Below are 25,257 nucleotides of genomic sequence, written 5' to 3'. Positions count from 1 at the left end.
AGTGTTATCCAGGTGCGGTAGTTTAGGGAGGTACTTATGACCAAGTCTGAATTAATTGAAAGACTTGCTGGCCAGCAATCTCATATTTCGGCCAAAACCGTTGAAGATGCAGTGAAAGAAATACTCGACCACATGGCAATAACATTGTCAGATGGTGAACGTATAGAGGTGCGCGGATTCGGCAGTTTTTCTCTTCACTACCGTGCTCCGCGCGTAGGCCGTAACCCTAAAACCGGCGATAAAGTGGAATTGGAAGGTAAATACGTTCCCCACTTTAAACCTGGCAAAGAGTTACGTGATCGCGTGAATATCTACGATTAAGTTTGAAGATATACCTAATAGATTTCGAGTTGTAGCGCGGCGGCAAATGAACGAATCCCCAGGAGCATAGATAACGATGTGACTGGGGTGAGTGAAAGCAGCCAACAAAGCAGCAGCTTGAAAGATGAAGGGTATAACAAGTTATTGCTTATTCTAAACAGTATTTCGATGCTGTTTTAGATTCATAATAAAGTGCTGGCCTTTTGGTCAGCACTTTTTTGATCTAATCAAGGCTCATATAAAAAGAGCTGATTTTTATACTGAGAAAACCTACCCCATGAATCCTGCTAATTGGTTTTTGCTGTGATGAAAACGATTTCAACAAGGCATCAACATAATTAAGCAACTGCCACATAAATTGACAACTATGATTTCGCGTCACTGTCTCATGGAGCGATTGCCATAACCGTTCTATCTTATTTAGTACTACAGCCGTACTTCTTTTTTCAACAGAAGAAACGTTCATAAGAAAGCTTCAATTCATGCGATTTTCCTGCGTCATGAACATCAGAAAAAACACGGATTTTGTCACCGACATTGATGATGGAAAGTGGGTTTTGGTGTTGCTTTCCTCTTGGTGCCACCATATTATAAAACCAGATTTTGTTGCGGAGTTAACGGCATGAAACCATCAATAGTCTTAGCCGCCAATCGGGAGGCTATCCGTCGCGTAGTGGAATCTCATCGTGCTCGTAATGCCCGTGTTTTCGGGTCTGTTATACACGGTGATGACACCGAAGACAGTGACTTGGACATCTTGATTGATCCGACGCCGGAAACCACCCTCTTTGACATTGGCGCGATCCGGCATGAGTTGTTGCAACTGCTCGGTGTGCCAGTGGATGTGCTGACTCCGAAGGCACTACCAGAGAAATTCAGGGCGACCGTTCTTGCCGAGGCTGTGCCTGTATGAGCTGTGTCAACAGCGTCTTGTCGACTATCTGGCGCACATCCTAGAAGCCATCAAGCGTATCGACAGCTACACGGAAGACATGGATGAACTGGCGTTCCTAAACAACCAGTTGGTGCAGGACGCCGTGATCCGTAACTTCGAGATCATCGGCGAGGCCAGTAACAACATTGGGAAGCACTATCACAATTTCGCCGTTGCTAACCACCCTGAATTGCCATTGTCGTTCGCTTACCATATGCGTAGTGCTTTGGCTCATGGCTACTTCAAGGTGGATCTTGAGATTGTCTGGAAAACTATCCATAGTGCTCTACCGGGGCTTTACCAGCAAGTTCTAGAAGTGATGCCTAAGGATCTCCACGAAATCTAGTTTGATTAAAAACGTTATTCGAGCCTCAGGCATGGAATTTCCTGATTTAATGAAAATTCAGATTAAATAATGTTATTGAATATGAGAAGAAATAGATTCCAAGCATAATGAGAATAACACCGCTGGTGTAATTAATAAACTTGATAACACGATGACTGAGCATTTTCCTGGAGAAAAATATAATAGCATTAATAAAGGCAACCCAAACAATAACGCCAATAATGGTCCCTATTGCACCAATAGCTAAACTATATTTATCTGATGCAATATTGTTGAGTTGTGCACTGACAGACAGCCAAAAAATAACATTATATGGATTTAATAGTGTTAACAATACACCATCAAAAAATTGCCTATGATAGGGTTTTGAGATGATATTGATATTTTCCTCACTTTTCTTATTTATGAAGCTGGTAATACCAAACCAAATGACCATTAATGCCCCTAAAAAACCCAAAATAGGCATAAAAATAGTATTGGAAAATAATTGTAATATACCAAAGCCCAAAAGTAACAAATAAATTATATCGGCAAAACAAGCACCTAAACCAAAAACTACTGCGTGAAGACAACTGATATTCAAATGTCTACGCATAATTTCTATATTTATAGGGCCAACGGGAGCCGCAGCTCCCAATCCTAAAAGAAAAAATGTTCCTAATGTACCGATTACATCAACCATATAATTAATTCCATAACATGAGATGTTTATTTAGTGATAATCCAATGAAGCTTTGTAATGATATTCTGCACCCTTCGGAAAAACTACGAATAGCATGGGGTTTCCTGGTATTTATTATGATCAAATCTCCTTGTTCTGGTTTAATAAGGACAGATGGCGGAAGCGTGCCTCGCCAATCATTTTCTGCATTATCTTCAATTAACTTGGTGATAGGAATCTCAGGAACATCCCACAGCTCTAGCTCTCCTCCAGTTGCAGGCATTTTTATATATATATTCACTGAGAATTGCCCCAACAAATTGACGGATTGTTGTTGAAGTCCATCAAAATGAGGTTGTTTTTCAACCATGAAAGAGCGTTCTGGTCTGTTCATCACTCTGGCAATACCAGCATGCATCTTTTTACCTTCAAAGTTGGCAATACTGGCCCCTGCGGACCATACTTCGTCCAGTTCTAAACGAAATTTATCGAAAGGGGCTAACATTGGAGCACAGAAATTTCTGACGTTTCTGATGGCAGGTAACGCATTTTCAAAATATTTTTTATAGCTATCGCTATCTTTGGGGTGACCAAAAGTTGTATTGTAAGACGGACCAATTCTATCAACACCATAATCAACTAAAACAACTTCATCTCCTTTTTTCAAATCATGAGGATGGCATTCTAGATTTTCATGGGAGAGAAAAAAATCAGAAAGCTTGTTTGCGATATCGCTATCAACATATTTTTTTATATGGATTGCTAACACTTCGTCATTAAATAATTTAGTAAGATAATTTTCTTGTAGAGAGTCAGACACAATTATTTTGTTTTTCATAAAAACCACCTTATTGTATTTAACATGATTTTTTGATTATTTTCCATATAAAAATAGAATGGAAATATTAATTTAGTATCATTCAAGTTAAATCAATGCGATCTTAATCACAAAACAAAAATTGGATACTCATTTAAGTAGTTTCACTAATGCAGTGTTCAATAATTGAGGTAATCTCTGGTAATAATGATTTTTATTGTTTTACATATGATTAAATTAATTGTTTTATTAATCTATAGGCTTGGTTAATAATTTCAAAAATGAATTTAGTGTTTAATTATAATAATAAGTGGATAATGTAACTTATCGTGAGTTCATGATGGTTTAGAGTGTGTGTTTATATCTGTAATGAGGATGCAGACAAAACCTTACCAAATATTTTATTTGATATCAGTATCGCAATGTTGCATTTGCTATCAATATAACACTTAGTTGGTAATTAGCAGGTGGAATTTTCTGTATTTGCGAAGCTGTTCGCATATATTTGTGAAATGATTATTAGCCTGAAATTAATCTGCGAAGGTGTTTGATAGTTTTTCTTGTGCTTCTGGCTGCTTTGTAAAAAATAAGGAATACTCTGCTGGAAAAATAAAAGGGTAAGGATGAATAAGGATGTGGTTTTCAGTTGTGATAAACAGGATAACAACAAATTGGAAACAACCTATACCAATCATTAACGTGAATCAGGCTGCAATAGCTATTATTGTCGGTATTGTACCCTTGCTTTTTCTGCCTGAGTTACCACGGCAATGGCAGATTATGACATTGCTATTACTGGCGCTATTCTGCTTATTCTTGCCATTTTGTTTTTGCCGGATGATTGCAATTTCGTTATTGGCATTGATTATTGGGTGCTGGCAGGGAAATCATCTGCTCGAACAAATAACCTATTTCAGCGAGAAAGCACATCTATCACGGGTTATTATTGAAAGTTTATCATTAGATAATGAAGAGAAAGGTAGGGTTATCCTGCGTATTATTGAGAATGAAAACAAAGTTATTTTTCCGCCACTGTATGTTTCTGCTTATTGGGATATTTCGCCTGAATCTCGGTGTGCCGGTCAAGAATGGTTGCTGAAAATGAAATTGCGGCCAGTGCATAGCCAACTAAATCAAGGTGGATATGATAGCCAGCGTAGGGCATTAGCTATCCGCCGACCTTTAACAGGGAAAGTCATTCACGCCGAATTAATTGACGGGAAATGTAACTTACGTCAGCGATTGGTCAGTCATATTGCACCGGATATTCGTGAATTAAAGCATAGTGGCATTGCGATGGCATTAGCATTCGGTGAGCGTCAGTGGTTAAGTAAGGAGGATAATTTATTATTACAGCAAACAGGTACGGCTCACCTTATGGCTATTTCAGGGTTGCATATTACTGTTGCCAGTATGTTTGGTTGGTGGATGGCAAGATTATTACAGCTTGTCTTTCCCGTGCACTGGATAGGGCACGGATTTCCATTGATTATCGGTTGGATAGTGGCAATAAATTATGTCTGGCTATCGGGTTGGGGCATTCCGGCTATTCGTGCATTACTGGGTTTAACGCTCTGGCTATATTTACGTTACAGAAATATTCTCTGTTTCCCTTGGCAGTGGGCATTGTGGACAGCCGCAATGATTCTCTTATTTGATCCCTTGACCGTGCTTTCTGACAGTTTCTGGCTCTCTTTTTTTGCCGTGATGGCGCTCATGTTTTGGTTCCGTTGGGCGTCGTTGATTGAACCATTTCGTTATGGTTGGAAATGGCTATGGCTGCGTGGGTTATATATGCAAATGGGTATGATGCTGATGCTTATTCCCTTCCAGCTATTATTATTTCATGGTGTCAATTTTGCCGCTTTATTTGCTAACTTCTGGGCCGTGCCAATCATCTCTTTTATTACTGTTCCGTTGATTATGCTGGCATTAATCAGTAATTTTTGTTCTCTTATTCATGCTTTATTATGGCAGTTAGTCGATTACTCTGTAACCTTATCTTTAATTCCTTTACCTGTTTTGCAACAGTCATGGAGTGAAACGGGCCGTTTTCCCCTATTAATAACGTTTATTGGCTGGTTTGTTGTCATCATTTGGCGATTCGCTTGGTGGCAATCATATAAGTTACTGATTGGTATTTCTTTAGGGATAATGCTCTGCTATCTGAGGCGTAATGAAGAATATCTGTGGCGGTTTTCTATGCTGGATGTTGGGCATGGGCTTGCGGTTATCATTGAAAAAAATGGCAAGGCGCTGATTTTTGATACCGCTAATCGTTGGGAAACCGGCAGTATGGCTGAAAGGGTGATAATCCCTTATTTGCGTTGGCATCGATTAACGCCAGAGCAGATTATTATCAGTCATGATCATCTTGACCATACGGGTGGGCTGGAATTCTTACAACAAAAATATCCAGGTATTGCTGTGAGAAGTTCTTTAATTGATCAGCAACATCTTCCATGTATACGCGGTGAACAGTGGCTCTGGCAAGGGTTGAGCTTCCGTGTATTATGGCCGCCGGTAAGATCATTACACGCAGGTAATGACGAATCTTGTGTCATTCGGGTAGACGATGGCAAACATAGCTTGCTTTTAACCGGAGATCTGGAAAAGCAAGGGGAATATAAGCTATTGGGAATAGAAAAAGAGAATTTAAGATCGACTATATTGCAGGTTCCACATCATGGTAGTAACACGTCATCTACAGCCGCTTTTATTCATACCGTCTCACCACAATATGCACTGGTCTCTGTTGCACGTTATAGCCCGTGGCGACTTCCTTCGGTTAAAGTGCAGCGACGTTATCGTAAAACCGGGGCAGAATGGCGCAGTACCGCAATATCCGGGCAGATAACCGGTTATTTTTATGGCGATCATGTTGAAATGATGAGCTATAGGCAACAAATTATGTCACGTTGGTATCATCAGTGGTTTGGTATTCGTGGTGATCATGAGTAGAATAACCCGCTATTTCTTTTTGTGTTGGTAACTCAATAATGAATGATAAAGACCTTTCTACCTGGCAGACGTTCTGCCGACTATGGCCAATTGTCTCTCCGTTCAGGATTGGGCTGATAGTTGCTGCGGTTGCACTGATCCTTAATGCTGCCGGTGATACGTTAATGCTTTCATTGCTTAAGCCTTTACTTGATGAAGGTTTCGGCAAAGCAAGCAGTGATGTACTGAAATGGATGCCACTGATTGTGATTGCTTTAATGATTATGCGAGGGCTATCCGGGTTTGTATCAAGTTATTGTATCTCTTGGGTCTCCGGTAAAGTGGTAATGCAGATGCGTCGCCGTCTGTTCAGCCATATGATGGGGATGCCGGTGTCATTTTTTGATCAGCAATCCACGGGGACGCTGCTCTCCCGTATCACTTATGATTCTGAACAAGTGGCCTCTTCCTCTTCCAGTGCACTGATTACCGTGGTCAGGGAAGGGGCATCCATTATCGGCCTATTTGTTTTGATGTTTTACTATAGCTGGCAATTATCTCTGATCCTGATTGTGATTGCGCCGATCGTGTCACTGGTGATTCGCGTGGTATCGAAGCGATTTCGCAGTATTAGTAAGAATATGCAAAATAGTATGGGACAAGTCACAGCCAGTGCTGAACAAATGTTGAAGGGGCATAAAGAAGTGCTCATTTTCGGTGGGCAGAAAGTAGAAACTGAGCGTTTTAATAAAGTCAGTAACCATATGCGTCAGCAAGGCATGAAAATGGTTTCTGCTTCATCAATTTCTGATCCCATCATTCAGCTTATTGCCTCGTTTGCTTTGGCCTTTGTTCTGTATGCGGCAAGTTTCCCGGATATTATGGAAACACTGACAGCGGGTAAAATTACGGTGGTATTTTCATCAATGATTGCGTTGATGCGTCCATTGAAATCGTTGACGAATGTTAATGCACAATTCCAGCGAGGCATGGCCGCCTGTCAAACGCTGTTTTCGATTCTGGATTTGGAACAGGAAAAAGATGACGGCAAGCGGGAGCTTAAAAAAGCGAACGGTGATATTGAGTTCCGTAATGTGACTTTCTGCTATCCAACCAAGGAATTACCGGCGTTACAAAATATTTCCATGTATATCCCGGCGGGAAAAATTGTTGCTTTGGTAGGGCGTTCTGGTTCTGGTAAATCCACAATAGCGAATTTGTTGACCCGTTTTTATGATGTCAACGAAGGTAATATTTTGTTGGATGGGCATGACTTGCGGGAATATACGCTCTCTTCCTTGCGTGGACAGGTTGCTCTGGTATCGCAGAATGTGCATCTATTTAATGACACGGTAGCGAATAATATTGCTTATGCCAGTGAAAACCGATACAGCCGTGAAGAGATTGAGAAAGCCGCTGAGATGGCTTATGCAATGGACTTCATCAGGAAGCTGGATAACGGCTTGGATACGATGATCGGTGAGAATGGTGTGCTGCTTTCTGGCGGTCAACGTCAGCGTATTGCTATCGCACGTGCTTTGTTGCGTGATTCTCCGGTTTTGATTCTTGATGAGGCAACCTCGGCGCTGGACACGGAATCTGAACGGGCAATTCAGGCGGCACTGGATGAATTGCAGAAAAACAGAACCTCGCTGGTTATTGCACATCGTCTATCAACCATTGAAAACGCGGATGAAATTCTGGTGATTGAAGATGGTCATATTGTTGAACGAGGTAATCATCTCTCTCTGCTGGAGCGAAATGGTGTCTATTCACAACTACATCGGATACAATTTGGTCAATGATTGAACGCATATGGTCAGGCCGTTCATGGCTTTATTTACTGTTGTTACCTTTTTCAGCCCTTTACGGGCTGATAAGTGGTTTACGGTGGTTGAGTTATAAAACAGGGTTAAGGCAATCTTGGAAAGCGCCTGTACCTGTTGTGGTCGTGGGTAATCTGACTGCCGGCGGTAATGGTAAAACGCCGGTGGTTATCTGGCTGGTGGAACAGTTGCAGAAAAAAGGTTATCGGGTTGGTGTTGTTTCCCGCGGCTATGGAGGTAAAGCGGAAAGTTATCCTCTGTTGGTGACTGAAAATATCACTACGGCTCAAGCCGGTGATGAGCCGGTATTAATTCACCATCGTACTGGCGCACCTGTGGCGGTTGCGCCAAAACGGGTTGCAGCAGTGAAAGCATTACTGGCAGATACGTCATTGGATATTATCGTGACTGACGATGGTTTGCAGCACTATGCTTTGCAGCGGGATTTTGAAATTGCGGTTATTGATGGTGTTCGCCGTTTTGGTAATGGCTGGTGGCTGCCGGCAGGTCCAATGCGTGAGCTATCTGGGCGATTGAACAGGGTTAATGCCATCATCACCAACGGTGGTACTCCTCGGCCAGGCGAATTATCCATGACATTAGCCGGCGAGTTAGCCGTGAATATGGTGAGCGGTGAAAAGCGAGCAGTGAATCTGATACCTCGGGCTGTTGCTATGGCTGGAATCGGCCATCCACCTCGGTTCTTTGCAACCCTGCAACAGTTGGGGGCTGAGTTGCAAAAAGAGTCTGCATTTGCCGATCATCAAATGTACACCGAAGAGCAGTTGACCCATCTGGCTGATACAAACCAGAATTTACTGATGACGGAAAAAGATGCCGTTAAGTGCTTTAAATTTGCCCGGCCAAATTGGTGGTATTTACCGGTAGATGCCCAATTACCACAGGAAAAAGGGCAGGCAATGCTGAATGAAATAGATTCATTATTGGAAGCAAATAAACAAGTTTAAGTGAATCTTATAGTTAAACTAAAGCAGCCCAATGTGAGCTGATAGCGGGTAAGGAGGCTGTTCTATCCGCTTCCTTATCAAGCCGTTCTCTTCTTACCAATTCATAAAATTTCAGTAATTATTCCAGATTTATTTGATTTTTTATCATTGTTAAATGATATTAAAACGATGCATTGTGGATGAACAACCGTTGTATGTACTTGGTTCAGTCATCGGCAATGTTGGCAGGATACTTGTTGTTTGTATTCATTACTTAAACAAATGTACTACTCGAATTAAGTGTATTTTAGCGTATTGAAACTGAGACGAGGTTCTATTCGAAAACTTAATCAAGAGTAAAAAACATCAAAAACAATAAATTAAATTATTGTGAGATGAACAAATGGGGGATTTATCATGACATTACAATTAAAGATGGGCCGAGTGAAATGGTTTGATGAGAATAAAGGATATGGTTTTATTTCTCCACAGGATGGGGGACAAGACATATTGGTCAGAAGAAAAGCGATTGCTAATACAAAAAGCAAATCACTTACAGAAGGGCAAAATGTAGAATTTTCAATTACTCGCAACGGTTATAGCTTAACTGCAACCGATGTAATTGCATTTTAAAACTTCATCTCATTAGATTATTTTATTTGTCGTTCTTTAATGATTAAAGAGAGAGCTAAATCGGTTCTCAGACAAAAGCATAACATCTACTGAGAGGTTCTGAACCTTCACATTTCCTCTATCTGGATTTTTGTGAATGATATTGGGAAAAGGATCGAAAGATCAAATAACAAGAGTTAACGGTGACACCAGGCTTATGTTATTCTGAGCCGCATCAAATAAAAGCTCCATAATTGGAGGATGTATATGGATCACCGTTTACTCGAAATTATTGCTTGCCCTGTATGTAACGGTAAGCTCAGTTACGATAAAGAGAATTTTGAACTTATCTGTAAGTTGGATCGACTGGCATTTCCTGTACGTGATGGTATTCCCGTCCTGTTGGATCACGAAGCTCGTGAATTACCTCTGGATGAGGAAAAATAAGGCATGTTCACCGTTATTATTCCAGCCCGCTTTGCTTCAATCCGTTTACCTGGTAAACCTTTAGCCGATATTCATGGCAAGCCGATGATTGTCCGTGTTATGGAACGGGCAAAGCGTTCAGGTGCTGAACGCGTCATTGTGGCAACAGATAATCATGACGTTGTTGATGCCGTTGTGGCGGCGGGGGGAGAGGCTTGTCTGACCAACGAAAATCACCATTCTGGTACCGAACGGTTAGCTGAGGTTATCAACAAATATCAATTTTCCGATGATGAAATTATCGTTAATGTTCAGGGTGATGAACCGCTGATTCCCGAAGAGATTATTAAACAGGTTGCAGAGAATTTGGCGGGCCGCAAAGCGGGAATGGCAACGTTGGCCGTGCAGATTCACGATGCAGAGGAAGCTTTCAACCCTAATGCTGTGAAAGTCGTTATGGATAAACAGGGTTATGCGCTCTATTTCTCCAGGGCCACTATTCCCTGGGAGCGTGACCGTTTTATTCAATCACGGGAAACGATTGGCGATCATTTCCTGCGTCATATTGGTATTTATGCCTATCGCGCGGGTTTTATCCGTCGTTATGTGCAATGGGAGCCGAGTCCGTTGGAGCAAATTGAAATGCTGGAACAATTGCGGGTACTTTGGTATGGCGAAAAAATTCATGTGGGGATTGCATTAAAAGCGCCGGGAGTGGGGGTTGATACGCCGGAAGATTTAGCCGCGGTCAGAAAAGTTTTTGCTGAAATCTAATGATTTGTTTGAACCCATTATCGAGTTAACGAAAGCGCGTCATTTTATTACTATTTGCGCTTTCATTTCTCCATGTTATTTCAAGGCATGGTTTGTGGATCATTTACCGGTTGAGCATGCTCTGATGTTTGTGGGGGTGCTGAACTTTTCGACGGCTTAATGCGTTGCCAGAGGGAGCCTAAAGTTTCGTACCATACCCGCTCTGAGTGAGACAGAAAGTAAGCTGAGGGTAGATATTTTTCCCAAGGATGTAATGGTGAAGTGATCGCTAATTGGTTAGCCGGGCCGGGAATGGGGTTCAACCCATGTTGTTTAAAGAAAGTGATTGCTCGCTGCATATGATTGGCGGAAGTCACTAAAATAAAGGGTTGGTTACCAATCAGTTTCTCAACCTCATTGGCTTCTTGCTCAGTATCCATTGGTTTTGTCAGTGCTATCGTATCTTCTGCGGGCACGCCGAGCGATTGGGCTACGATAGCGGCGACTTCGGCGCTACTTTTAACATTCGCCCCTTTACCACCGGTAAAGATCATTTTAGAGCCGGGGTTCAGGCGATATAAGCGAATACCTTCTGTCACTCGTGGCAAGCTGTTGTTAAGTAAGTTTGAACTGGGTGCCCAATTTGGGTTATAAGTGAAGCCACCACCAAGAACGACGATATAATCAACCGGTGGATTGTGACTGGGATCAGATGGGTCGCTTTTAGCATAAACCGATTCCAGTGGTAACAGCAGCTTATCGGCAACGGGTTGCAAACTGAGCAGAAGTAGCGTGAGCCAACTGAATGTTAGAACCATTTTTCCGGTTTTTTGCCAACGGGTAAACCACAACAGGAATAAAGCAGCAAGTGAAATTAGCAGTATTAATGGCAGAGGCATCACCATTGCACCGAGATACTTTTTAAATAAAAATTGCATTTATTTACCTTAATTTGGTTGAATTATAGCCATGTGGTTCACAGTTTGTTGTCAAAAGTGGTTATATCAACGAATGCTGTGCCAAAATAGCAGCCAGCATAATGAAATCTCAACAGATAAATCAGATCTATACCTAATAGATTTCGAGTTGCAGCGCGGCGGCAAATGAACGAATCCCCAGGAGCATAGATAAACTATGTGACTGGGGTGAGTGAAAGCAGCCAACAAAGCAGCAGCTTGAAAGATGAAGGGTATATTCCATTAGTGAGGCAGTTTTTCATGCGGGATCGCAATTTCGATGATATTGCAGACAAATTCTCTCGTAATATTTACGGCACAACCAAAGGTAAAATCAGGCAAGCCGTTGTCTGGCAGGATATTAGCGAATTACTGGCTCAATTACCTCAACGTCCACTGCGTATTTTAGATGCGGGTGGCGGAGAGGGAAATATGGCATGCCAATTAGCTGAATTGGGTCATCAAGTGATATTGTGTGATTTATCAGAAGAAATGATCCAACGGGCAAAGCTGGCCGCCGAAGAAAAAGGTGTCAGCCAAAATATGCAATTTATACGAAGCCCGGTACAAGAAATTAGCCAATATATAGAACAGCCGGTAGATCTGGTATTGTTTCATGCCGTACTGGAATGGATTACCGATCAGAAATATGCAATAGAAGTGTTAACGAATATCATTAATCCTGGAGGCGCTCTGTCTTTAATGTTTTACAATGCCAATGGTTTGGTCATGCGTAATGCTATTTTAGGTAATTTTCATTTGGCGACACCCAATATGTCGCGTCGCAGGAAACGTTCATTATCGCCTCAGAATCCATTGGCGCCTGAGCAGGTATATCAATGGCTTGATGAATTAAATATGACGATTACCGGCAAAACAGGCGTGCGTGTTTTTCACGACTATTTGCAAAATCGCCAATTACAGAATGAAAATTTTCCGGCGTTACTGGAATTGGAACAGCGTTATTGCCGACAGGAGCCTTATATTAGTCTGGGGCGTTACATTCATGTCATGGCACGCAAGCCAGCTTTAACGGTTTAAAGGACACATTATGAGTGAATATTCCCAGACTGTCCCGGAACTGGTGTCTTGGGCCAGGAAAAACGACTTTTCCATCTCCTTGCCCGCGGAAAGACTGGCTTTTCTGATGGCAATCGCGGTGTTGAACAGTGAGCGTCTGGATGGCGAGATGAGCGAAGAAGAGCTGGTTGATGCCTTTCGTGAAGTTTGCAAAGGATTTGAGCAGACCACGGAATCGGTCGCGGTGCGGGCCAACAATGCTATCAATGACATGGTGCGTCAGAAACTTCTTAACCGTTTCACCAGTGAATTGGCCGATGGCAACGCAATCTATCGCTTAACCCCGCTTGGAATGAGTATCAGTGACTATTACATTCGTCAGCGGGAATTTTCTACCTTACGTCTTTCGATGCAACTTTCGGTGGTGGCGAGTGAGTTACACCGGGCAGCGGAAGCGGCGGAAGAAAAGGGAGATGAATTTCATTGGCACCGTAATGTTTTTGCGCCGCTGAAATATTCTGTCGCGGAAATCTTCGATAGCATCGACATGTCTCAGCGCGTAATGGACGAGCAGCAAAGCTCGGTTAAAGAAGATATCGCGGCGTTGCTGAATCAAGATTGGCAAGCCGCGATTGCCAACTGTGAGCAACTGTTATCCGAAACATCAGGTACGTTGCGGGAACTCCAGGACACACTGGAAGCGGCGGGAGATAAACTACAGGCTAATTTACTACGCATTCAGGATGCGAATATGGGCAGTGGCGGATCAGAACTGGTTGATAAACTGGTATTTGATCTGCAAAGCAAACTGGACCGTATTATCAGTTGGGGTCAGCAGGCGATTGATTTATGGATTGGCTACGACCGCCACGTTCACAAATTTATCCGTACCGCGATTGATATGGATAAAAACCGTATTTTCTCCCAGCGCTTACGTCAATCGGTTCAACACTATTTTGATAACCCGTGGACCCTCACCGTTGCCAACGCCGAGCGTTTACTGGATATGCGTGATGAAGAACTGGCGTTACGTAATGAAGAAGTGACCGGCGAACTGCCGTTAGAACTGGAATATGAAGAATTCAGTGAAATAAACGATCAACTGGCGGCAATGATTGAAAAAGCCCTGTTGGTATATCAGCAGGAGCAACGCCCACTGGATTTGGGGGCGGTACTAAGAGACTACCTTGCTCAACATCCGCTTCCCCGTCACTTCGATGTGGCGCGTATTTTGGTGGATCAGGCTGTGCGGTTGGGTGTTGCAGAAGCGGATTTCTCTGGGTTGCCAGCGGAGTGGTTAGCGATTAATGATTACGGAGCCAAGGTACAGGCACATGTCATCGACACATATTGAACAATTTATGCCGGTTAAACTGGCACAGGCGTTAGCCAATTCACTTTTCCCGGAACTGGACAGCCAGCTTCGTGCGGGTCGTCATATCGGAATGGATGATCTTGATAATCACGCTTATCTGATGGATTTTCAGGAGCAATTGGAAGAATTTTACGCCCGCTATAATGTGGAGTTGATCCGTGCACCGGAAGGCTTCTTCTATCTGCGGCCCCGTTCGACCACGTTGATCCCGCGATCGGTATTATCAGAGCTGGATATGATGGTCGGCAAAATCCTCTGTTATCTCTATCTCAGCCCGGAACGGCTGGCGAATCAGGGGATTTTTACTGCTCAAGAGTTATACGAAGAGCTGATCTCACTGGCTGATGAGAGCAAACTGATGAAGTTTGTCAACCAGCGCTCCTCCGGTTCCGATTTGGATAAACAGAAATTGCAGGAAAAAGTGCGCACGGCACTGAACCGTCTGCGCCGTTTGGGCATGGTCTATTTTCTGCCAAATGACAACAACAAATTTACCATCACTGAGGCGGTATTCCGTTTTGGTGCTGATGTACGCAGTGGCGACGATCCTCGTGAAGTCCAACTGAGGATGATCCGTGATGGTGAGGCAATGCCGGTTGAAAACGGCTTGTCGCTTGATGACAGTGAAAATGATGAAACACCGGATAGCTCAGCAGAAGGTGCGGGAGATGAACAACCATGATTGAACGCGGTAAATTTCGTTCACTGACGCTGGTTAACTGGAATGGTTTTTTTGCCAGAACATTTGATCTTGATGAACTGGTGACCACCTTATCAGGTGGCAATGGGGCGGGTAAATCCACCACGATGGCAGCTTTTGTCACCGCGCTGATCCCTGATTTAACCTTGTTGCATTTCCGTAACACCACCGAAGCGGGTGCCACTTCCGGTTCGCGTGATAAAGGTTTGCACGGCAAGTTACGCGCGGGAGTCTGTTACTCAACGCTGGATGTCATTAACTCGCGGCATCAGCGGGTCATCGTTGGGGTGAGGTTGCAACAGGTTGCGGGGCGTGACCGTAAGGTCGATATCAAACCCTTTATGATCCAAGGCTTGCCAACCGCTATTCAACCTACGCAGCTATTAACTGAAAATGTGGGTGAAAGACAGGCGCGTGTATTGCCACTGAATGAACTGAAAGATCGCCTTGATGAGATGGAAGGCGTGCAGTTCAAACAATTTAACTCCATCACCGATTACCATGCGCTGATGTTTGATTTGGGTGTGATCCCAAAACGCCTGCGTTCAGCGAGTGATCGTAGTAAATTTTATCGTCTGATCGAAGCTTCCCTGTACGGTGGTATTTCCAGCGCCATTACCCGTTCCCTGCGTGATTACTTGTTGCCGGAAAATAGTGGTGTTCGGAAGGCATTTCAGGATATGGAAGCGGCGCTGCGTGAAAACCGTATAACACTGGAAGCTATCCGGGTAACCCAATCTGATCGCGATCTGTTCAAACACTTGATCACCGAAGCGACGGCTTACGTTTCGGCTGACTATATGCGCCATGCCAATGAGCGCCGTACCCATCTGGATCAGGCATTGGCATTGCGTGGAGAGCTATTTGGTAGCCATAGGCAACTGGCGACTGAGCGGTATCGTCATGTAGAGATAGCGCGAGAACTGACTGAACAGAATGGCGCCTCTACTGATTTAGAAGCTGATCATCAGGCGGCCAGTGACCACCTGAATCTGGTGCGGACAGCCATGCGTCAGCAGGAAAAAATTGACCGTTATCAGGGGGATCTGGAAGAGCTCTCTTATCGTCTGGAAGAGCAAACCGAGGTTGTTGAAGAAGCAGCGGAACTTCAGGCTGAATATGAAGCCAGAGCGGAAGCAGCAGAACAGGAAGTTGATGAGCTGAAAAGCCAGTTGGCGGATTACCAGCAGGCATTGGATGTTCAGCAAACCCGCGCCATTCAGTATCAACAGGCGTTACAGGCGCTGGAGCGTGCCCGTGAACTTTGTCGGCTCCCGGATCTTTCTGCGGATAATGCGGAAACATGGTTACAAACTTTTCAGGCAAAAGAGCAACAGGCGACAGAAGCCCTGTTGGCGTTAGAACAGAAATTAAGTGTTGCAGATGCGGCTCATAATCAGTTCGAACAGGCGTATCAATTAGTCAAAAGTATGGTTGGTGAAATCAGCCGTAGTGCAGCATGGCAGAGCGCCCGCGAATTGCTGCGTGACTGGCCATCACAGCGACATCTGGCGGATCGGGTGCAGCCATTGCGGATGCGGTTGTCTGAACTGGAACAGCGGCTGAACAACCAGCAGAACGCAGAGCGTTTATTGAGCGAGTTTTGTCAGCGTCAGGGGCGTCAATATCAGGCTGAAGATCTGGAAGCGTTGCAAAATGAACTTGAAGCTCGGCAAGAAGCGTTGAGCCTGAGCGTCAATGAAAGCGGTGAACGCCGTATGGAGATGCGTCAGGAACTTGAACAACTGAAACAGAAAATTCAGTCACTGACTGCCCGCGCACCGGTTTGGCTGGCGGCGCAGGATACCCTGAACCAACTGTGTGAACAGAATGGTGAGGCACTGGCAAGCAGTAATGACGTAACCGAATATATGCAGCAGTTGCTTGAGCGTGAGCGTGAAGCCACGGTAGAGCGTGATGAAGTTGCGGCGCAAAAACGTAAGCTGGAAAAGCAAATCGAGCGCCTCAGTCAGCCAAGCGGCGCGGAAGATAGCCGGATGATTGCCTTGGCAGAACGTTTCGGCGGGGTTTTGCTGTCGGAAATTTATGACGATATCACCATTGATGATGCGCCTTATTTCTCAGCCCTATACGGACCGGCGCGTCACGGCATTGTGGTGCCGGATCTTTCTCTGGTACGCCCGCATCTTGAAACGCTGGAAGATTGCCCGGAAGATCTCTACTTAATTGAAGGAGACCCACAATCCTTTGATGACAGCGTATTTCATGCCGAAGAGCAGACCAATGCGGTACTGGTCAAATCTTCCGACCGCCAATGGCGTTATTCCCGTTACCCTGAATTGCCGCTGTTTGGTCGCGCCGCCAGAGAAAACCGTTTGGAAGTCTTGAATCTGGAGCGTGATGCCTTGGCAGAGCGTTATGCCACGCTCTCTTTTGATGTGCAGAAAATTCAGCGTGCTCATCAGGCGTTCAGTCAATTTGTCGGTAAACACCTGTCTGTGGCATTTGATACCGATCCGGAAGCTGAAATCCGTGAACTGAAACAGCGCCATACGGAACTGGAACGTGAAGTGTCCCGGTTTGAAGATCAAACTCAACAGCAGCGCCAGCAATATACACAGGCGAAAGAAAGCCTGACCGCATTAAACCGCCTGATCCCTCAAATCAGTCTGTTATTGGATGAAACGTTAATTGATCGCGTAGAAGAAGTGCGCGAAGAGAGGGACGAAGCGCAGGAAGCGGCGCGTTTCCTGCAACAACATGGTTCGGCGCTGACAAAACTGGAACCTATGGTTGCGGTTTTGCAAAGTGATCCACAGCAACATGAACAGTTACAGCAGGATTATGCAATCGCCAAACACAGTCAGCATCAGGCTAAACAACAGGCTTTTGCGCTGGTGGAAGTCGTACAGCGCCGTGCGCATTTCAGCTACAGTGATTCTGCGGGCATGCTCAGTGAAAATGCGGATCTGAATGACAAACTGCGTCAGCGTCTGGAACATGCGGAATCGGATCGCAGCCGCGCCCGTGAACAACTGCGTCAACAGCAAGCGCAGTATTCCCAGTTTAACCAGGTGCTGGCATCCCTGAAAAGCTCCTATGAAACCAAACAGGATATGCTGAAAGAGCTGCTACAGGAGATGAAAGATATCGGTGTGCAGGCGGATGCGAATGCTGAAATTCGCGCCCGCGAGAGTCGTGATCGACTCCATGAAGCACTCAGCGTTAACCGTTCCAGAGTCAATCAGCTTGAGAAACAGATCGCCTTCTGTGAAGCGGAAATGGAAAGCGTGCAGAAAAAACTGCGGAAACTGGAACGCGATTACCATCAGATCCGTGAACACGTGGTTGTTGCTAAAGCGGGTTGGTGTGCAGTGATGCGCATGGTGAAAGACAATGGCGTTGAACGTCGCCTACATCGCCGTGAACTGGCGTATATGGAAGGTGGCGCGTTACGTTCCATGTCGGATAAAGCGTTGGGGGCATTGCGTCTGGCGGTGGCTGATAACGAACATCTGCGTGATGCTTTGCGTTTATCGGAAGATCCTAAACGGCCTGAACGTAAAGTGCAGTTCTTTATAGCTGTTTATCAGCATCTGCGTGAACGTATTCGTCAGGACATTATCCGCACTGACGATCCGGTTGACGCGATTGAACAGATGGAAATTGAGCTGGCCCGTCTGACGGAAGAACTGACTGCCCGCGAGCAAAAACTCGCTATCAGTTCGAAGAGTGTGGCGAATATTATCCGCAAAACCATTCAGCGTGAGCAGAACCGTATTCGTATGCTGAATCAGGGATTACAAGCCGTCTCCTTTGGTCAGGTTCGTGGTGTGCGGCTGAATGTGAATGTGCGTGAAAGCCATGCAATATTGCTGGATGTACTTTCTGAACAGCAGGAACAACATCAGGACCTGTTTAACAGCCAGCGATTGACCTTCTCTGAGGCAATGGCAAAACTTTATCAGCGTCTGAATCCGCAAGTGGATATGGGGCAGCGCTTGCCGCAAACCATAGGTGAAGAATTGCTGGATTACCGTAACTATTTGGAACTGGATGTTGAAGTTAACCGCGGATCGGATGGTTGGTTGAAAGCAGAGAGTGGGGCGCTATCGACCGGTGAAGCGATTGGTACCGGCATGTCGATTTTGGTGATGGTGGTGCAGAGTTGGGAAGAGGAATCTCGCCGTTTGCGTGGTAAGGATATTTCCCCTTGTCGGTTGCTGTTCTTGGATGAAGCGGCGCGTTTGGATGCCAAATCTATCGCTACTTTGTTTGAATTATGCGAACGCCTGCAAATGCAGTTAATTATCGCTGCACCAGAAAATATCAGCCCTGAAAAAGGGACCACCTATAAATTGGTGCGTAAAGTATTTAAAAACCACGAACATGTTCATGTGGTCGGGCTGCGGGGATTTGGGCAGGATGCTCCGGCAACTCAATTGATTTCAGATGCTACCGCTTAATTAAATGGATGACTTGCGATAGTCATTGATAGAGAAAATAAAGAGATTGCGCCACGGATGGCGCAATAGATAGTTTAGCTTGAGATTGTACAGTTTATTTTCTGCTTATCAGATTAGATATTATTGATACGAGAAAAGGACATATTATTCAGTCCGCTTGGTTTTTTGCTTAATATTCCTTCAATATAAAAGAAAGTATGCTACCATTCACCGATGAAGAGAAAAAATACACCAACGCCACATGACGCTGTTTTTAAACAGTTTTTAAGTCATATTGATACTGCCAGAGACTTTTTGGAGATCCATTTGCCTGCGACATTACGGGCAGTTTGTGATCTGGATACACTGCGGTTGGAATCAGGGTCGTTTATTGAAGGCAATTTGCGTGCGCATTATTCCGACATTTTGTATTCATTGAAAACAGCACAGGGTGACGGATACGTATATTGCGTGATCGAACACCAGAGTTCCCCGGATAAGATGATGGCATTCCGGCTGATGCGATACAGTATTTCCGCAATGCAGCGGCATCTGGAACAGGGACATGAAAAATTGCCGCTAGTTATTCCGGTGTTGTTCTATCACGGGAAAATACAGCCGTATCCCTGGAGTACCCATTGGCTCGACTGTTTCGATGATCCGGCCCTGGCGGAGGAAATCTATTCCGGTGCATTCCCGCTGGTAGATGTGACGGTAATCCCGGATGATAAAATTCTGACGCATAAACGGGTCGCGCTACTGGAAATGGTGCAAAAGCATATCCGGCAGCGAGATATGGCAGAGTTGCTGCAAGAGTTGGTCATACTGCTGACGTATGATTACTATACGGATGAACAGCTAAAAAGCGTGCTAAACTACTTATTACAGGCGGGAGATACCGCCGATCCAGAGGGTTTTATCCGGCGACTGGCAGAACAGTCCCCGAAGTATGAGGAGGTACTGATGACAATAGCGCAGAAACTCGAGCAGAAAGGACGTCAGGAAGGGCGTCAGGAAGGGCGTCAGGAAGGGCGTCAGGAAGGACGTCAGGAAGGACGTCAGGAAGGATTGCAGGAAGGCGAAAAACGGGGGATCTTGAAAGTCGCGTGGGCGATGATCGACATGGGTATCGACCGTGAAACGATAATGAAAACCACCGGGTTGAGCCAAAACGAACTTGAGCAAATACGCCACTAACTCGTATTGAGAGCTCTTAATCAGCATTCAACGATTCGTGTTAAAAGAGGATCTTACGGTGACTGTCAGAACAGTCACCAAAGTATGAGTATCGACCGTGAAACGGCGATGAAAATTACTGGACTGAGCCAGAGTGAGCTTGAACACATGTCCGACAAATTTACTGTTGATACGTTATCGGCATAAAAATGCGTGAGTCAATGCACGAAACGCATAGAAGCGGCACATTTACATTCCAAGCGATAAGACCGAGTCTGAATCTACGTGCTTCTGAAATCTCTGTTCTTAAGCAGAACTGAGGTTAATTAAATAAGCATTTTGTGGGTAAATTCTGGCAAGATTACTTTTTCTGACAACAGAATGATAAGAAGCCCGTTAAGCGGATTAACGCGCTTCTTAAAGATATAGAGAGAACGCCATTCCGTGGTATTGGTAAATCTGAGCCATTGAAACATAATCTTACAGGTTATTGGTCACGTCGTATTACCGATGAGCATAGGCTAATCTATAAAGTGGAAGGTGATCGATTGATTATTCTTTCTTGCCGGTATCATTATTAATGGGGTAGTACTTCATATTTCTTGTCTGAAATTATTTGTAAATTTTTAAGAGTAAATAAAATCAGGATAATCCGCCAAATACTACTATTTATTTTACGGTAGTCATATGAGTAGGAAAAAATGCGCCCCGGAGGGCGCAATAATATTGATTTTATTTATTGATAGTGACATTTACCTAAGTATTTTTAGTTTATGTCAGAGGCCAATTCAAGAACACCACGCTATCATTGTAATGACTATTGGTACCATTTTCAGCACCGATAATAGCGGTTCCCGGATTTCCATCAAATGTATTATCGAAATAACGAAGTTTGCATGGTTTGCCATCTCCTGCAATCTCAATACAGATTTTGCCTGTACCTGATGTGTAGGCTTTAGTCGCCATGAGATTATTTTGTCCTTTACCGGTTAATGTATCTACCAGAAGATCGTCAATATATACTTTTACAGTTTGCGGGATATTTGTATTAGCGTAGGCTATCAGGCCGAATCGAATACTTTGAGGTAACTTGAAACAATATTTACCCGTATCATTAGTACCACATGTTCCATTACAGACTTTACTATTGCCTCCATTATTGTCTCGGTGACTGCCTAATAAATCAGTATCGATCGATACTGCCGATTGAACATTTTTGAAGGTTAACCCTCTCCAACCCTCATTATCGCTGGAGATGATGATTGGCCCGGCATCAAGTGCATTCAAATTTGGGTCGAACCGAATAAAAGAATCACCTTTGAAAAAATAAATAAAATTTCCATCGATATCTGGCCATGAAATAACAGCACCCAGATTGCTACTAAATGCTGCATATTTCCCAGTCATTCCCCACCGATCTGAAATAGTGCTGATCTTAATTGTGTGTAAATCGATGGTGTAATCTACACAATGTTCACCTTTAAAGAAACAGACAGTGTTTGTAGTCAATTCTATGGCTGCATCTATTCCATTTTCCAGTTCTGTTCCTTTTAATCCAGGCCACCCATCTATAATGAAATTCGGTCCATCAACGACCTGTGCTTTCGCGATATCGAATTTAAGATATAGTGAACCTTTAAAAAAATATAAAAAACCATTTAAATTAATAACATCGTCAATATATCTTTGGAACCCGGCAGGCAGGTTGGGCCAATCTTTACTGATGGGGTGGGGATAACCAATATATGCATTTAAACATTGATTATTGAACTTAATGTTTTCTTCATTCAGGAAGAAGTAACTAGATATATTCATTGTTATATATCCTTTGTGATTATAAAATGAGAGATAATTTAAATCGCCTTGAGCAATGGAATTAAAGTTTCATAATAAAAGCCAGTAAATAATAAGGTGGAATAATATCAACACTATGATTATGTTCAGGGGACGATGCTGTTGCTGGGTGATTATGTCCTTGTCCATCTCCTGTGTTTGATGTATATGCGTAACGAGCCTGTTGGTTGTTAGAATTACTCATTACATTATCATATTGATTACGTATTACTAAAACATTATTGTCATTAGGAATGTCACCACCATATCTCATTCCATTGAGCAAATAATAACCCATACCCCCAATATGGTTATGACTAGGTATTTGTGACGCTGTTAATATTGTATTTTCCACAGTAACATTTACCGAAACCGCAGTTGATGTTGTATTTTTGGAAAAGCTTTTTTCGGTGCCACTACCATTAGCTTTACTACTGCTTTGCCCTGTTTCAGAAAGAGTTTCCCCGCACATGACAAAACGACTTCTTAAATCTGGCGTTCCATTATTACCATCACAAAAAGCCCAGCCTGTAGGAGCATCCATACCGGAGAACATCATAATCATGCCTTTTGGCAGCATATTATTGGGATCAATACTGATGCCGTTACTGTCTACTTTAATACCATTACCCGCTTTTACATTTAGTCCATCTTTATCTGCTGTTAAGCCGCCGTCAGGGTTAATTTTTATTGCTTGTGTATAGTCATCACCCGGTTTCCGTGCTGAATGTGGGTTATCAGTCCGACCGGGTGTTTTACCAACTGTATGGCGATCCAGAGTATTGGTATTCTCTGTATTGGATTCTAAAGTGGACAGGTTATATTCTTTTTCCATTTTTATCACCTTGTATATGATATTGAGTTGTTTTGTTCAACAATGAAATTGATGATTTTTTCCTTTATTTACTATTTGTATTTAAAATATAAAAAGCGTTTATTACTTGGTTTTTATTGAAAAGTATAGCTACCGCAATAACATGATTTATAGATGTTATTGTTTATATTTGAAAATTTAATCAATCGTTATTTAAATAATTTTTCGTGAAACAAAATAATTATGAGAGATGAATTTTTAGACGCAACATCAATTAATAATAGAGATTGTTATCTGATGTTTATTACTCTGGGTGTTCAATTTTAAATACGACAAAGCGAGGATAATTAATAGGGTTGTTTTTATTGGTTGAGGTAAGTGGATTGGTTTTATTTTCAATGCTGGCCTTTTGCGACACCCTCTTCAGGGTGAGGAGGATGTCAGAGCAGAGTTTTGTTTCATCACGAAGAGCGAAGGTGGATTACAGGTAAGCTCAGTATGAAAAATAGAGCTTACAGTAATCCAATAATCGTTTATGGCTTAATAACTTGATCTTCAATTTTAAATTTGAATAATGCATCCTCATTTAAAGTTCTTGGTAGTAGCATTTTAACAATAGGCAAAAATTTACCTGTTGCGTCTTTATAATCACGCTGATCTTTTTGCGCATCAGCTAAGCCTGAATTTTCTGAATAAAAAAGGGCTTCAATAGGTAATTTATTAGGATCATTTTCTTCCCAGGTTGACATTCTGATTTCATTCTGTTTTGGTGGAGTATTAGGAGTACGTGGAAGTTTTTTGATACTTTCTAACATTTGATAGAAAGCTATAGCTGGATTATTTACATCTTTAGTAACATTAAATCCACATTGAAAAAGATCTTGAGAGTTTACTTTCCTATAATTTTTTATCCAATCATCGGAATTCATCACATTTTGTTCTTGGCAAGATTTACCTTTACCTGTCGCCTTAGTAATATTTTCACCACAACCTTTATTCGTTCTCTCATTTGTATAGCCATCAATAGGAAATGCACACAATACAGGAAAATCGACGCTATCTTGAGGTGCTATATGTTCAGGGAAAACAATAAATCCATTTTTATAGCCATAAGCTAAGCGTTTAAACTTAGCGTCTTTCCTTAAATATGAAAAAGAAACACCACCACTTTTTATAGATGATGGGCTAGGTTGCCAAAATTTATGATTATTTGAATGTGTAGTGCCACGCAATATAACGCCAGAGCAAAGAAAAGCAGGTGATTGAGCATCACCACAATCTTTAACGGTATTATTATATTGTTGAGTTAATATACTCGCAATATTATTTTGTACCTCGGTTTTATTTTCCGTTTGAGTGAAAGCAAAAGTATTTGCTGAAAAAAAGACAATACTAAGGAGCAAACCTACGAAAGGCTTTTTCATAAAATCCTCACTTAATTTAAAGTGTATTAATTGAAATTAAATTGTTCCTCGTTCACTTCCTAGTAAAGTCTTTCACTGTTTTGTTTATATCACAACTATCAGATTTGATAGTTGTTCTAGTCAATTATTGGACTAATCTTAGTATTAACATTTTGAAATATTTAACAATACCCAGGTTAAATTATGATTGACTTGTATGAATTTTATTCAGATTGTGTTGTTGAGGAATTTAATGATCTTCATTTTGTTATTAAAACCATTCAATCTATTACTGATATAGAATGGTACTCTCTCTTTTACTCTTCAACTAAAAATAATATTAAAGAAGCAAATTTCATTACCAATAATGATAAATTAGCCTTAACATATCAAAAAGAAAAATATATCAATAACAATCCCGTTTTTGAATATTGCATAAAAAACACGATCCCTTTCATATGGGATTGCAATAAACTAGAAGAAAAATCACTTTTTTTACATGAAATTAAAGATTATGGCATAAATCATGGCATATCTTTTCCTATGCATGGTATTAATCATGATTTTGGAATTTTAACTTTATCTTTTTATTGCAAAGAAGATGATTATACAAGGACAATAAATAAAAATTTCAATCAACTAATGGCATTAAGAGATATAATACTACATTATTTAATTATTTTAAAAAACAAAAAAAATAAAAAAAACAACATTAAATTAAGTGAAAGAGAAAAAGAAGTTTGTTCTTGGTATTTAATTGGAAAAACAACATGGGAGATATCACGCATACTTAATTGCTCAGAAGCAAATGTTAATTTTCATTTTAAAAAAATTAGAGAAAAATTTAATGTTAACTCTAGAGGTGCAGCCATAATAAAGGCCATTGAAAATGGCCAAATAGAATTATGAAGCCTTGTTTTACTATCAAATCTGATAGTTGTGATATAAACAAAACAGTGAAAGACTTTACTAGGAAGTGAATGAGGAATAA

General features: G+C 42.5%; 22 protein-coding genes and 2 pseudogenes. 16 read left to right on the top strand and 8 right to left on the bottom strand.

The window, feature by feature from the left end; genetic code table 11:
• Positions 1 to 36 precede the first annotated feature (36 nt).
• Complete coding sequence (ihfB, locus tag D3222_RS08865) at positions 37 to 321, top strand: integration host factor subunit beta (RefSeq protein WP_118985828.1); 285 nt, start codon at positions 37 to 39, stop codon at positions 319 to 321.
• 223 nt (positions 322 to 544) lie between these two features.
• Here the strand turns inward: ihfB and D3222_RS08860 are convergent.
• Both D3222_RS08860 and D3222_RS25025 read right to left on the bottom strand, forming a co-directional pair.
• Positions 545 to 745 (bottom strand): annotated as a pseudogene (locus D3222_RS08860) (hypothetical protein); the annotation flags it as partial.
• 22 nt (positions 746 to 767) lie between these two features.
• Positions 768 to 908 carry a hypothetical protein gene (locus D3222_RS25025; protein ID WP_157975307.1) on the bottom strand — a complete coding sequence of 47 codons (141 nt, stop codon included), beginning with the start codon at positions 906 to 908 and terminating at the stop codon, positions 768 to 770.
• A gap of 35 nt (positions 909 to 943) precedes the next feature.
• Between D3222_RS25025 and D3222_RS08855 the strand changes: the two genes are divergently transcribed.
• Together D3222_RS08855 and D3222_RS08850 are read left to right on the top strand one after the other, a co-directional pair.
• On the top strand, positions 944 to 1,234 hold the full coding sequence (locus tag D3222_RS08855) for a nucleotidyltransferase family protein (protein WP_112876626.1): 291 nt from the start codon (positions 944 to 946) through the stop codon (positions 1,232 to 1,234).
• Positions 1,212 to 1,601, top strand: coding sequence for a HepT-like ribonuclease domain-containing protein (locus D3222_RS08850; protein WP_198672770.1), 390 nt, complete (start codon positions 1,212 to 1,214; stop codon positions 1,599 to 1,601). Before D3222_RS08855 ends, D3222_RS08850 begins: the two co-directional genes overlap by 23 nt.
• A 46-nt stretch (positions 1,602 to 1,647) precedes the next feature.
• Here the strand turns inward: D3222_RS08850 and D3222_RS08845 are convergent, their stop codons facing one another.
• Together D3222_RS08845 and D3222_RS08840 are read right to left on the bottom strand one after the other, a co-directional pair.
• The gene (locus D3222_RS08845; protein WP_118985827.1) at positions 1,648 to 2,283 is read right to left on the bottom strand and encodes a LysE family translocator; all 636 of its coding nucleotides are present in this window, start codon (positions 2,281 to 2,283) and stop codon (positions 1,648 to 1,650) included.
• A 4-nt stretch (positions 2,284 to 2,287) separates the two neighbouring features.
• On the bottom strand, positions 2,288 to 3,100 hold the full coding sequence (locus tag D3222_RS08840; protein ID WP_118985826.1) for a 2OG-Fe(II) oxygenase: 813 nt from the start codon (positions 3,098 to 3,100) through the stop codon (positions 2,288 to 2,290).
• Positions 3,101 to 3,712: 612 nt separating this feature from the next.
• Between D3222_RS08840 and D3222_RS08835 the strand changes: the two genes are divergently transcribed.
• The 6 genes from D3222_RS08835 (at position 3,713) to kdsB (ending at position 10,604) form a co-directional block, all read left to right on the top strand.
• Positions 3,713 to 6,040, top strand: a complete 2,328-nt coding sequence (locus D3222_RS08835) for a ComEC family protein (protein WP_118985825.1) — start codon at positions 3,713 to 3,715, stop codon at positions 6,038 to 6,040.
• Between the two features lie 35 nt (positions 6,041 to 6,075).
• Positions 6,076 to 7,824, top strand: coding sequence for a lipid A ABC transporter ATP-binding protein/permease MsbA (gene msbA / locus D3222_RS08830; RefSeq protein WP_118985824.1), 1,749 nt, complete (start codon positions 6,076 to 6,078; stop codon positions 7,822 to 7,824).
• Positions 7,821 to 8,813: a tetraacyldisaccharide 4'-kinase gene (lpxK, locus tag D3222_RS08825; RefSeq protein ID WP_118985823.1), complete on the top strand. Its 993-nt coding sequence runs from the start codon at positions 7,821 to 7,823 to the stop codon at positions 8,811 to 8,813. Before msbA ends, lpxK begins: the two co-directional genes overlap by 4 nt.
• Positions 8,814 to 9,209: 396 nt before the next feature.
• Entirely contained in the window at positions 9,210 to 9,425 is a 216-nt protein-coding gene (locus D3222_RS08820) for a cold-shock protein (RefSeq protein ID WP_021325185.1), read from the top strand.
• 246 nt (positions 9,426 to 9,671) lie between these two features.
• The gene (locus D3222_RS08815; protein ID WP_049585246.1) at positions 9,672 to 9,851 is read left to right on the top strand and encodes a Trm112 family protein; all 180 of its coding nucleotides are present in this window, start codon (positions 9,672 to 9,674) and stop codon (positions 9,849 to 9,851) included.
• Between the two features lie 3 nt (positions 9,852 to 9,854).
• The gene (gene kdsB, locus D3222_RS08810) at positions 9,855 to 10,604 is read left to right on the top strand and encodes a 3-deoxy-manno-octulosonate cytidylyltransferase (protein ID WP_118985822.1); all 750 of its coding nucleotides are present in this window, start codon (positions 9,855 to 9,857) and stop codon (positions 10,602 to 10,604) included.
• Between the two features lie 80 nt (positions 10,605 to 10,684).
• Here the strand turns inward: kdsB and elyC are convergent, their stop codons facing one another.
• On the bottom strand, positions 10,685 to 11,521 hold the full coding sequence (gene elyC, locus D3222_RS08805) for an envelope biogenesis factor ElyC (protein WP_118985821.1): 837 nt from the start codon (positions 11,519 to 11,521) through the stop codon (positions 10,685 to 10,687).
• Positions 11,522 to 11,800: 279 nt separating this feature from the next.
• Here elyC and cmoM point away from each other — a divergent pair, with 279 nt between their 5' ends.
• The 6 genes and pseudogenes from cmoM (at position 11,801) to D3222_RS08770 (ending at position 20,797) form a co-directional block, all read left to right on the top strand.
• Positions 11,801 to 12,580 (top strand): tRNA uridine 5-oxyacetic acid(34) methyltransferase CmoM, encoded by a 780-nt coding sequence (gene cmoM / locus D3222_RS08795; protein WP_118985819.1) that lies wholly within the window; start codon positions 11,801 to 11,803, stop codon positions 12,578 to 12,580.
• 10 nt (positions 12,581 to 12,590) lie between these two features.
• Complete coding sequence (gene mukF / locus D3222_RS08790) at positions 12,591 to 13,913, top strand: chromosome partition protein MukF (protein WP_118985818.1); 1,323 nt, start codon at positions 12,591 to 12,593, stop codon at positions 13,911 to 13,913.
• Positions 13,894 to 14,616 (top strand): chromosome partition protein MukE, encoded by a 723-nt coding sequence (mukE, locus tag D3222_RS08785; RefSeq protein ID WP_118985817.1) that lies wholly within the window; start codon positions 13,894 to 13,896, stop codon positions 14,614 to 14,616. The genes mukF and mukE overlap by 20 nt, the downstream gene beginning before the upstream one ends.
• The gene (gene mukB / locus D3222_RS08780; RefSeq protein WP_118985816.1) at positions 14,613 to 19,061 is read left to right on the top strand and encodes a chromosome partition protein MukB; all 4,449 of its coding nucleotides are present in this window, start codon (positions 14,613 to 14,615) and stop codon (positions 19,059 to 19,061) included. The genes mukE and mukB overlap by 4 nt, the downstream gene beginning before the upstream one ends.
• Positions 19,062 to 19,274: 213 nt before the next feature.
• A complete protein-coding gene (locus D3222_RS08775) occupies positions 19,275 to 20,237 on the top strand; it encodes an Rpn family recombination-promoting nuclease/putative transposase (RefSeq protein ID WP_118985815.1) in 963 nt (320 codons plus the stop codon).
• Between the two features lie 320 nt (positions 20,238 to 20,557).
• Positions 20,558 to 20,797 (top strand): annotated as a pseudogene (locus D3222_RS08770) (Txe/YoeB family addiction module toxin).
• A 190-nt stretch (positions 20,798 to 20,987) separates the two neighbouring features.
• Here D3222_RS08770 and D3222_RS08765 read toward each other — a convergent pair.
• The 3 genes from D3222_RS08765 to D3222_RS08755 form a co-directional block, all read right to left on the bottom strand.
• Entirely contained in the window at positions 20,988 to 22,031 is a 1,044-nt protein-coding gene (locus D3222_RS08765; protein ID WP_118985814.1) for a fucose-binding lectin II, read from the bottom strand.
• A gap of 61 nt (positions 22,032 to 22,092) precedes the next feature.
• Positions 22,093 to 22,884: a tail fiber protein gene (locus D3222_RS08760; RefSeq protein ID WP_118985813.1), complete on the bottom strand. Its 792-nt coding sequence runs from the start codon at positions 22,882 to 22,884 to the stop codon at positions 22,093 to 22,095.
• A gap of 512 nt (positions 22,885 to 23,396) precedes the next feature.
• Positions 23,397 to 24,287: an N-acyl homoserine lactonase gene (locus D3222_RS08755; RefSeq protein ID WP_232832455.1), complete on the bottom strand. Its 891-nt coding sequence runs from the start codon at positions 24,285 to 24,287 to the stop codon at positions 23,397 to 23,399.
• Positions 24,288 to 24,470: 183 nt separating this feature from the next.
• On the opposite strand from D3222_RS08755, the gene D3222_RS08750 reads away from it, so the two are divergent.
• Positions 24,471 to 25,175 carry a helix-turn-helix transcriptional regulator gene (locus D3222_RS08750; protein WP_112876608.1) on the top strand — a complete coding sequence of 235 codons (705 nt, stop codon included), beginning with the start codon at positions 24,471 to 24,473 and terminating at the stop codon, positions 25,173 to 25,175.
• The last annotated feature ends 82 nt before the right edge of the window (positions 25,176 to 25,257 follow it).

The organism is Photorhabdus sp. CRCIA-P01 (assembly GCF_003545805.1).
GTDB lineage: Bacteria > Pseudomonadota > Gammaproteobacteria > Enterobacterales > Enterobacteriaceae > Photorhabdus > Photorhabdus antumapuensis.
Note: the sequence above shows the minus strand (reverse complement) of the source record. Positions and strands in the feature narration are given on the sequence as shown.

What these genes read in the sequence shown, in the direction of transcription:
- ihfB (WP_118985828.1), top strand. Translation starts at nt 37, where the DNA reads ATGACCAAGTCTGAATTAATTGAAAGACTTGCTGGCCAGCAATCTCAT.
- D3222_RS08855 (WP_112876626.1), top strand. Translation starts at nt 944, where the DNA reads ATGAAACCATCAATAGTCTTAGCCGCCAATCGGGAGGCTATCCGTCGC.
- cmoM (WP_118985819.1), top strand. Translation starts at nt 11,801, where the DNA reads ATGCGGGATCGCAATTTCGATGATATTGCAGACAAATTCTCTCGTAAT.
- D3222_RS08815 (WP_049585246.1), top strand. Translation starts at nt 9,672, where the DNA reads ATGGATCACCGTTTACTCGAAATTATTGCTTGCCCTGTATGTAACGGT.
- lpxK (WP_118985823.1), top strand. Translation starts at nt 7,821, where the DNA reads ATGATTGAACGCATATGGTCAGGCCGTTCATGGCTTTATTTACTGTTG.
- elyC (WP_118985821.1), bottom strand. Translation starts at nt 11,521, where the DNA reads ATGCAATTTTTATTTAAAAAGTATCTCGGTGCAATGGTGATGCCTCTG.
- D3222_RS08765 (WP_118985814.1), bottom strand. Translation starts at nt 22,031, where the DNA reads ATGAATATATCTAGTTACTTCTTCCTGAATGAAGAAAACATTAAGTTC.
- kdsB (WP_118985822.1), top strand. Translation starts at nt 9,855, where the DNA reads ATGTTCACCGTTATTATTCCAGCCCGCTTTGCTTCAATCCGTTTACCT.
- D3222_RS08775 (WP_118985815.1), top strand. Translation starts at nt 19,275, where the DNA reads ATGAAGAGAAAAAATACACCAACGCCACATGACGCTGTTTTTAAACAG.
- D3222_RS08750 (WP_112876608.1), top strand. Translation starts at nt 24,471, where the DNA reads ATGATTGACTTGTATGAATTTTATTCAGATTGTGTTGTTGAGGAATTT.
- mukF (WP_118985818.1), top strand. Translation starts at nt 12,591, where the DNA reads ATGAGTGAATATTCCCAGACTGTCCCGGAACTGGTGTCTTGGGCCAGG.
- mukB (WP_118985816.1), top strand. Translation starts at nt 14,613, where the DNA reads ATGATTGAACGCGGTAAATTTCGTTCACTGACGCTGGTTAACTGGAAT.
- D3222_RS25025 (WP_157975307.1), bottom strand. Translation starts at nt 908, where the DNA reads ATGGTGGCACCAAGAGGAAAGCAACACCAAAACCCACTTTCCATCATC.
- D3222_RS08755 (WP_232832455.1), bottom strand. Translation starts at nt 24,287, where the DNA reads ATGAAAAAGCCTTTCGTAGGTTTGCTCCTTAGTATTGTCTTTTTTTCA.
- D3222_RS08845 (WP_118985827.1), bottom strand. Translation starts at nt 2,283, where the DNA reads ATGGTTGATGTAATCGGTACATTAGGAACATTTTTTCTTTTAGGATTG.
- D3222_RS08835 (WP_118985825.1), top strand. Translation starts at nt 3,713, where the DNA reads ATGTGGTTTTCAGTTGTGATAAACAGGATAACAACAAATTGGAAACAA.
- D3222_RS08760 (WP_118985813.1), bottom strand. Translation starts at nt 22,884, where the DNA reads ATGGAAAAAGAATATAACCTGTCCACTTTAGAATCCAATACAGAGAAT.
- D3222_RS08840 (WP_118985826.1), bottom strand. Translation starts at nt 3,100, where the DNA reads ATGAAAAACAAAATAATTGTGTCTGACTCTCTACAAGAAAATTATCTT.
- mukE (WP_118985817.1), top strand. Translation starts at nt 13,894, where the DNA reads ATGTCATCGACACATATTGAACAATTTATGCCGGTTAAACTGGCACAG.
- D3222_RS08820 (WP_021325185.1), top strand. Translation starts at nt 9,210, where the DNA reads ATGACATTACAATTAAAGATGGGCCGAGTGAAATGGTTTGATGAGAAT.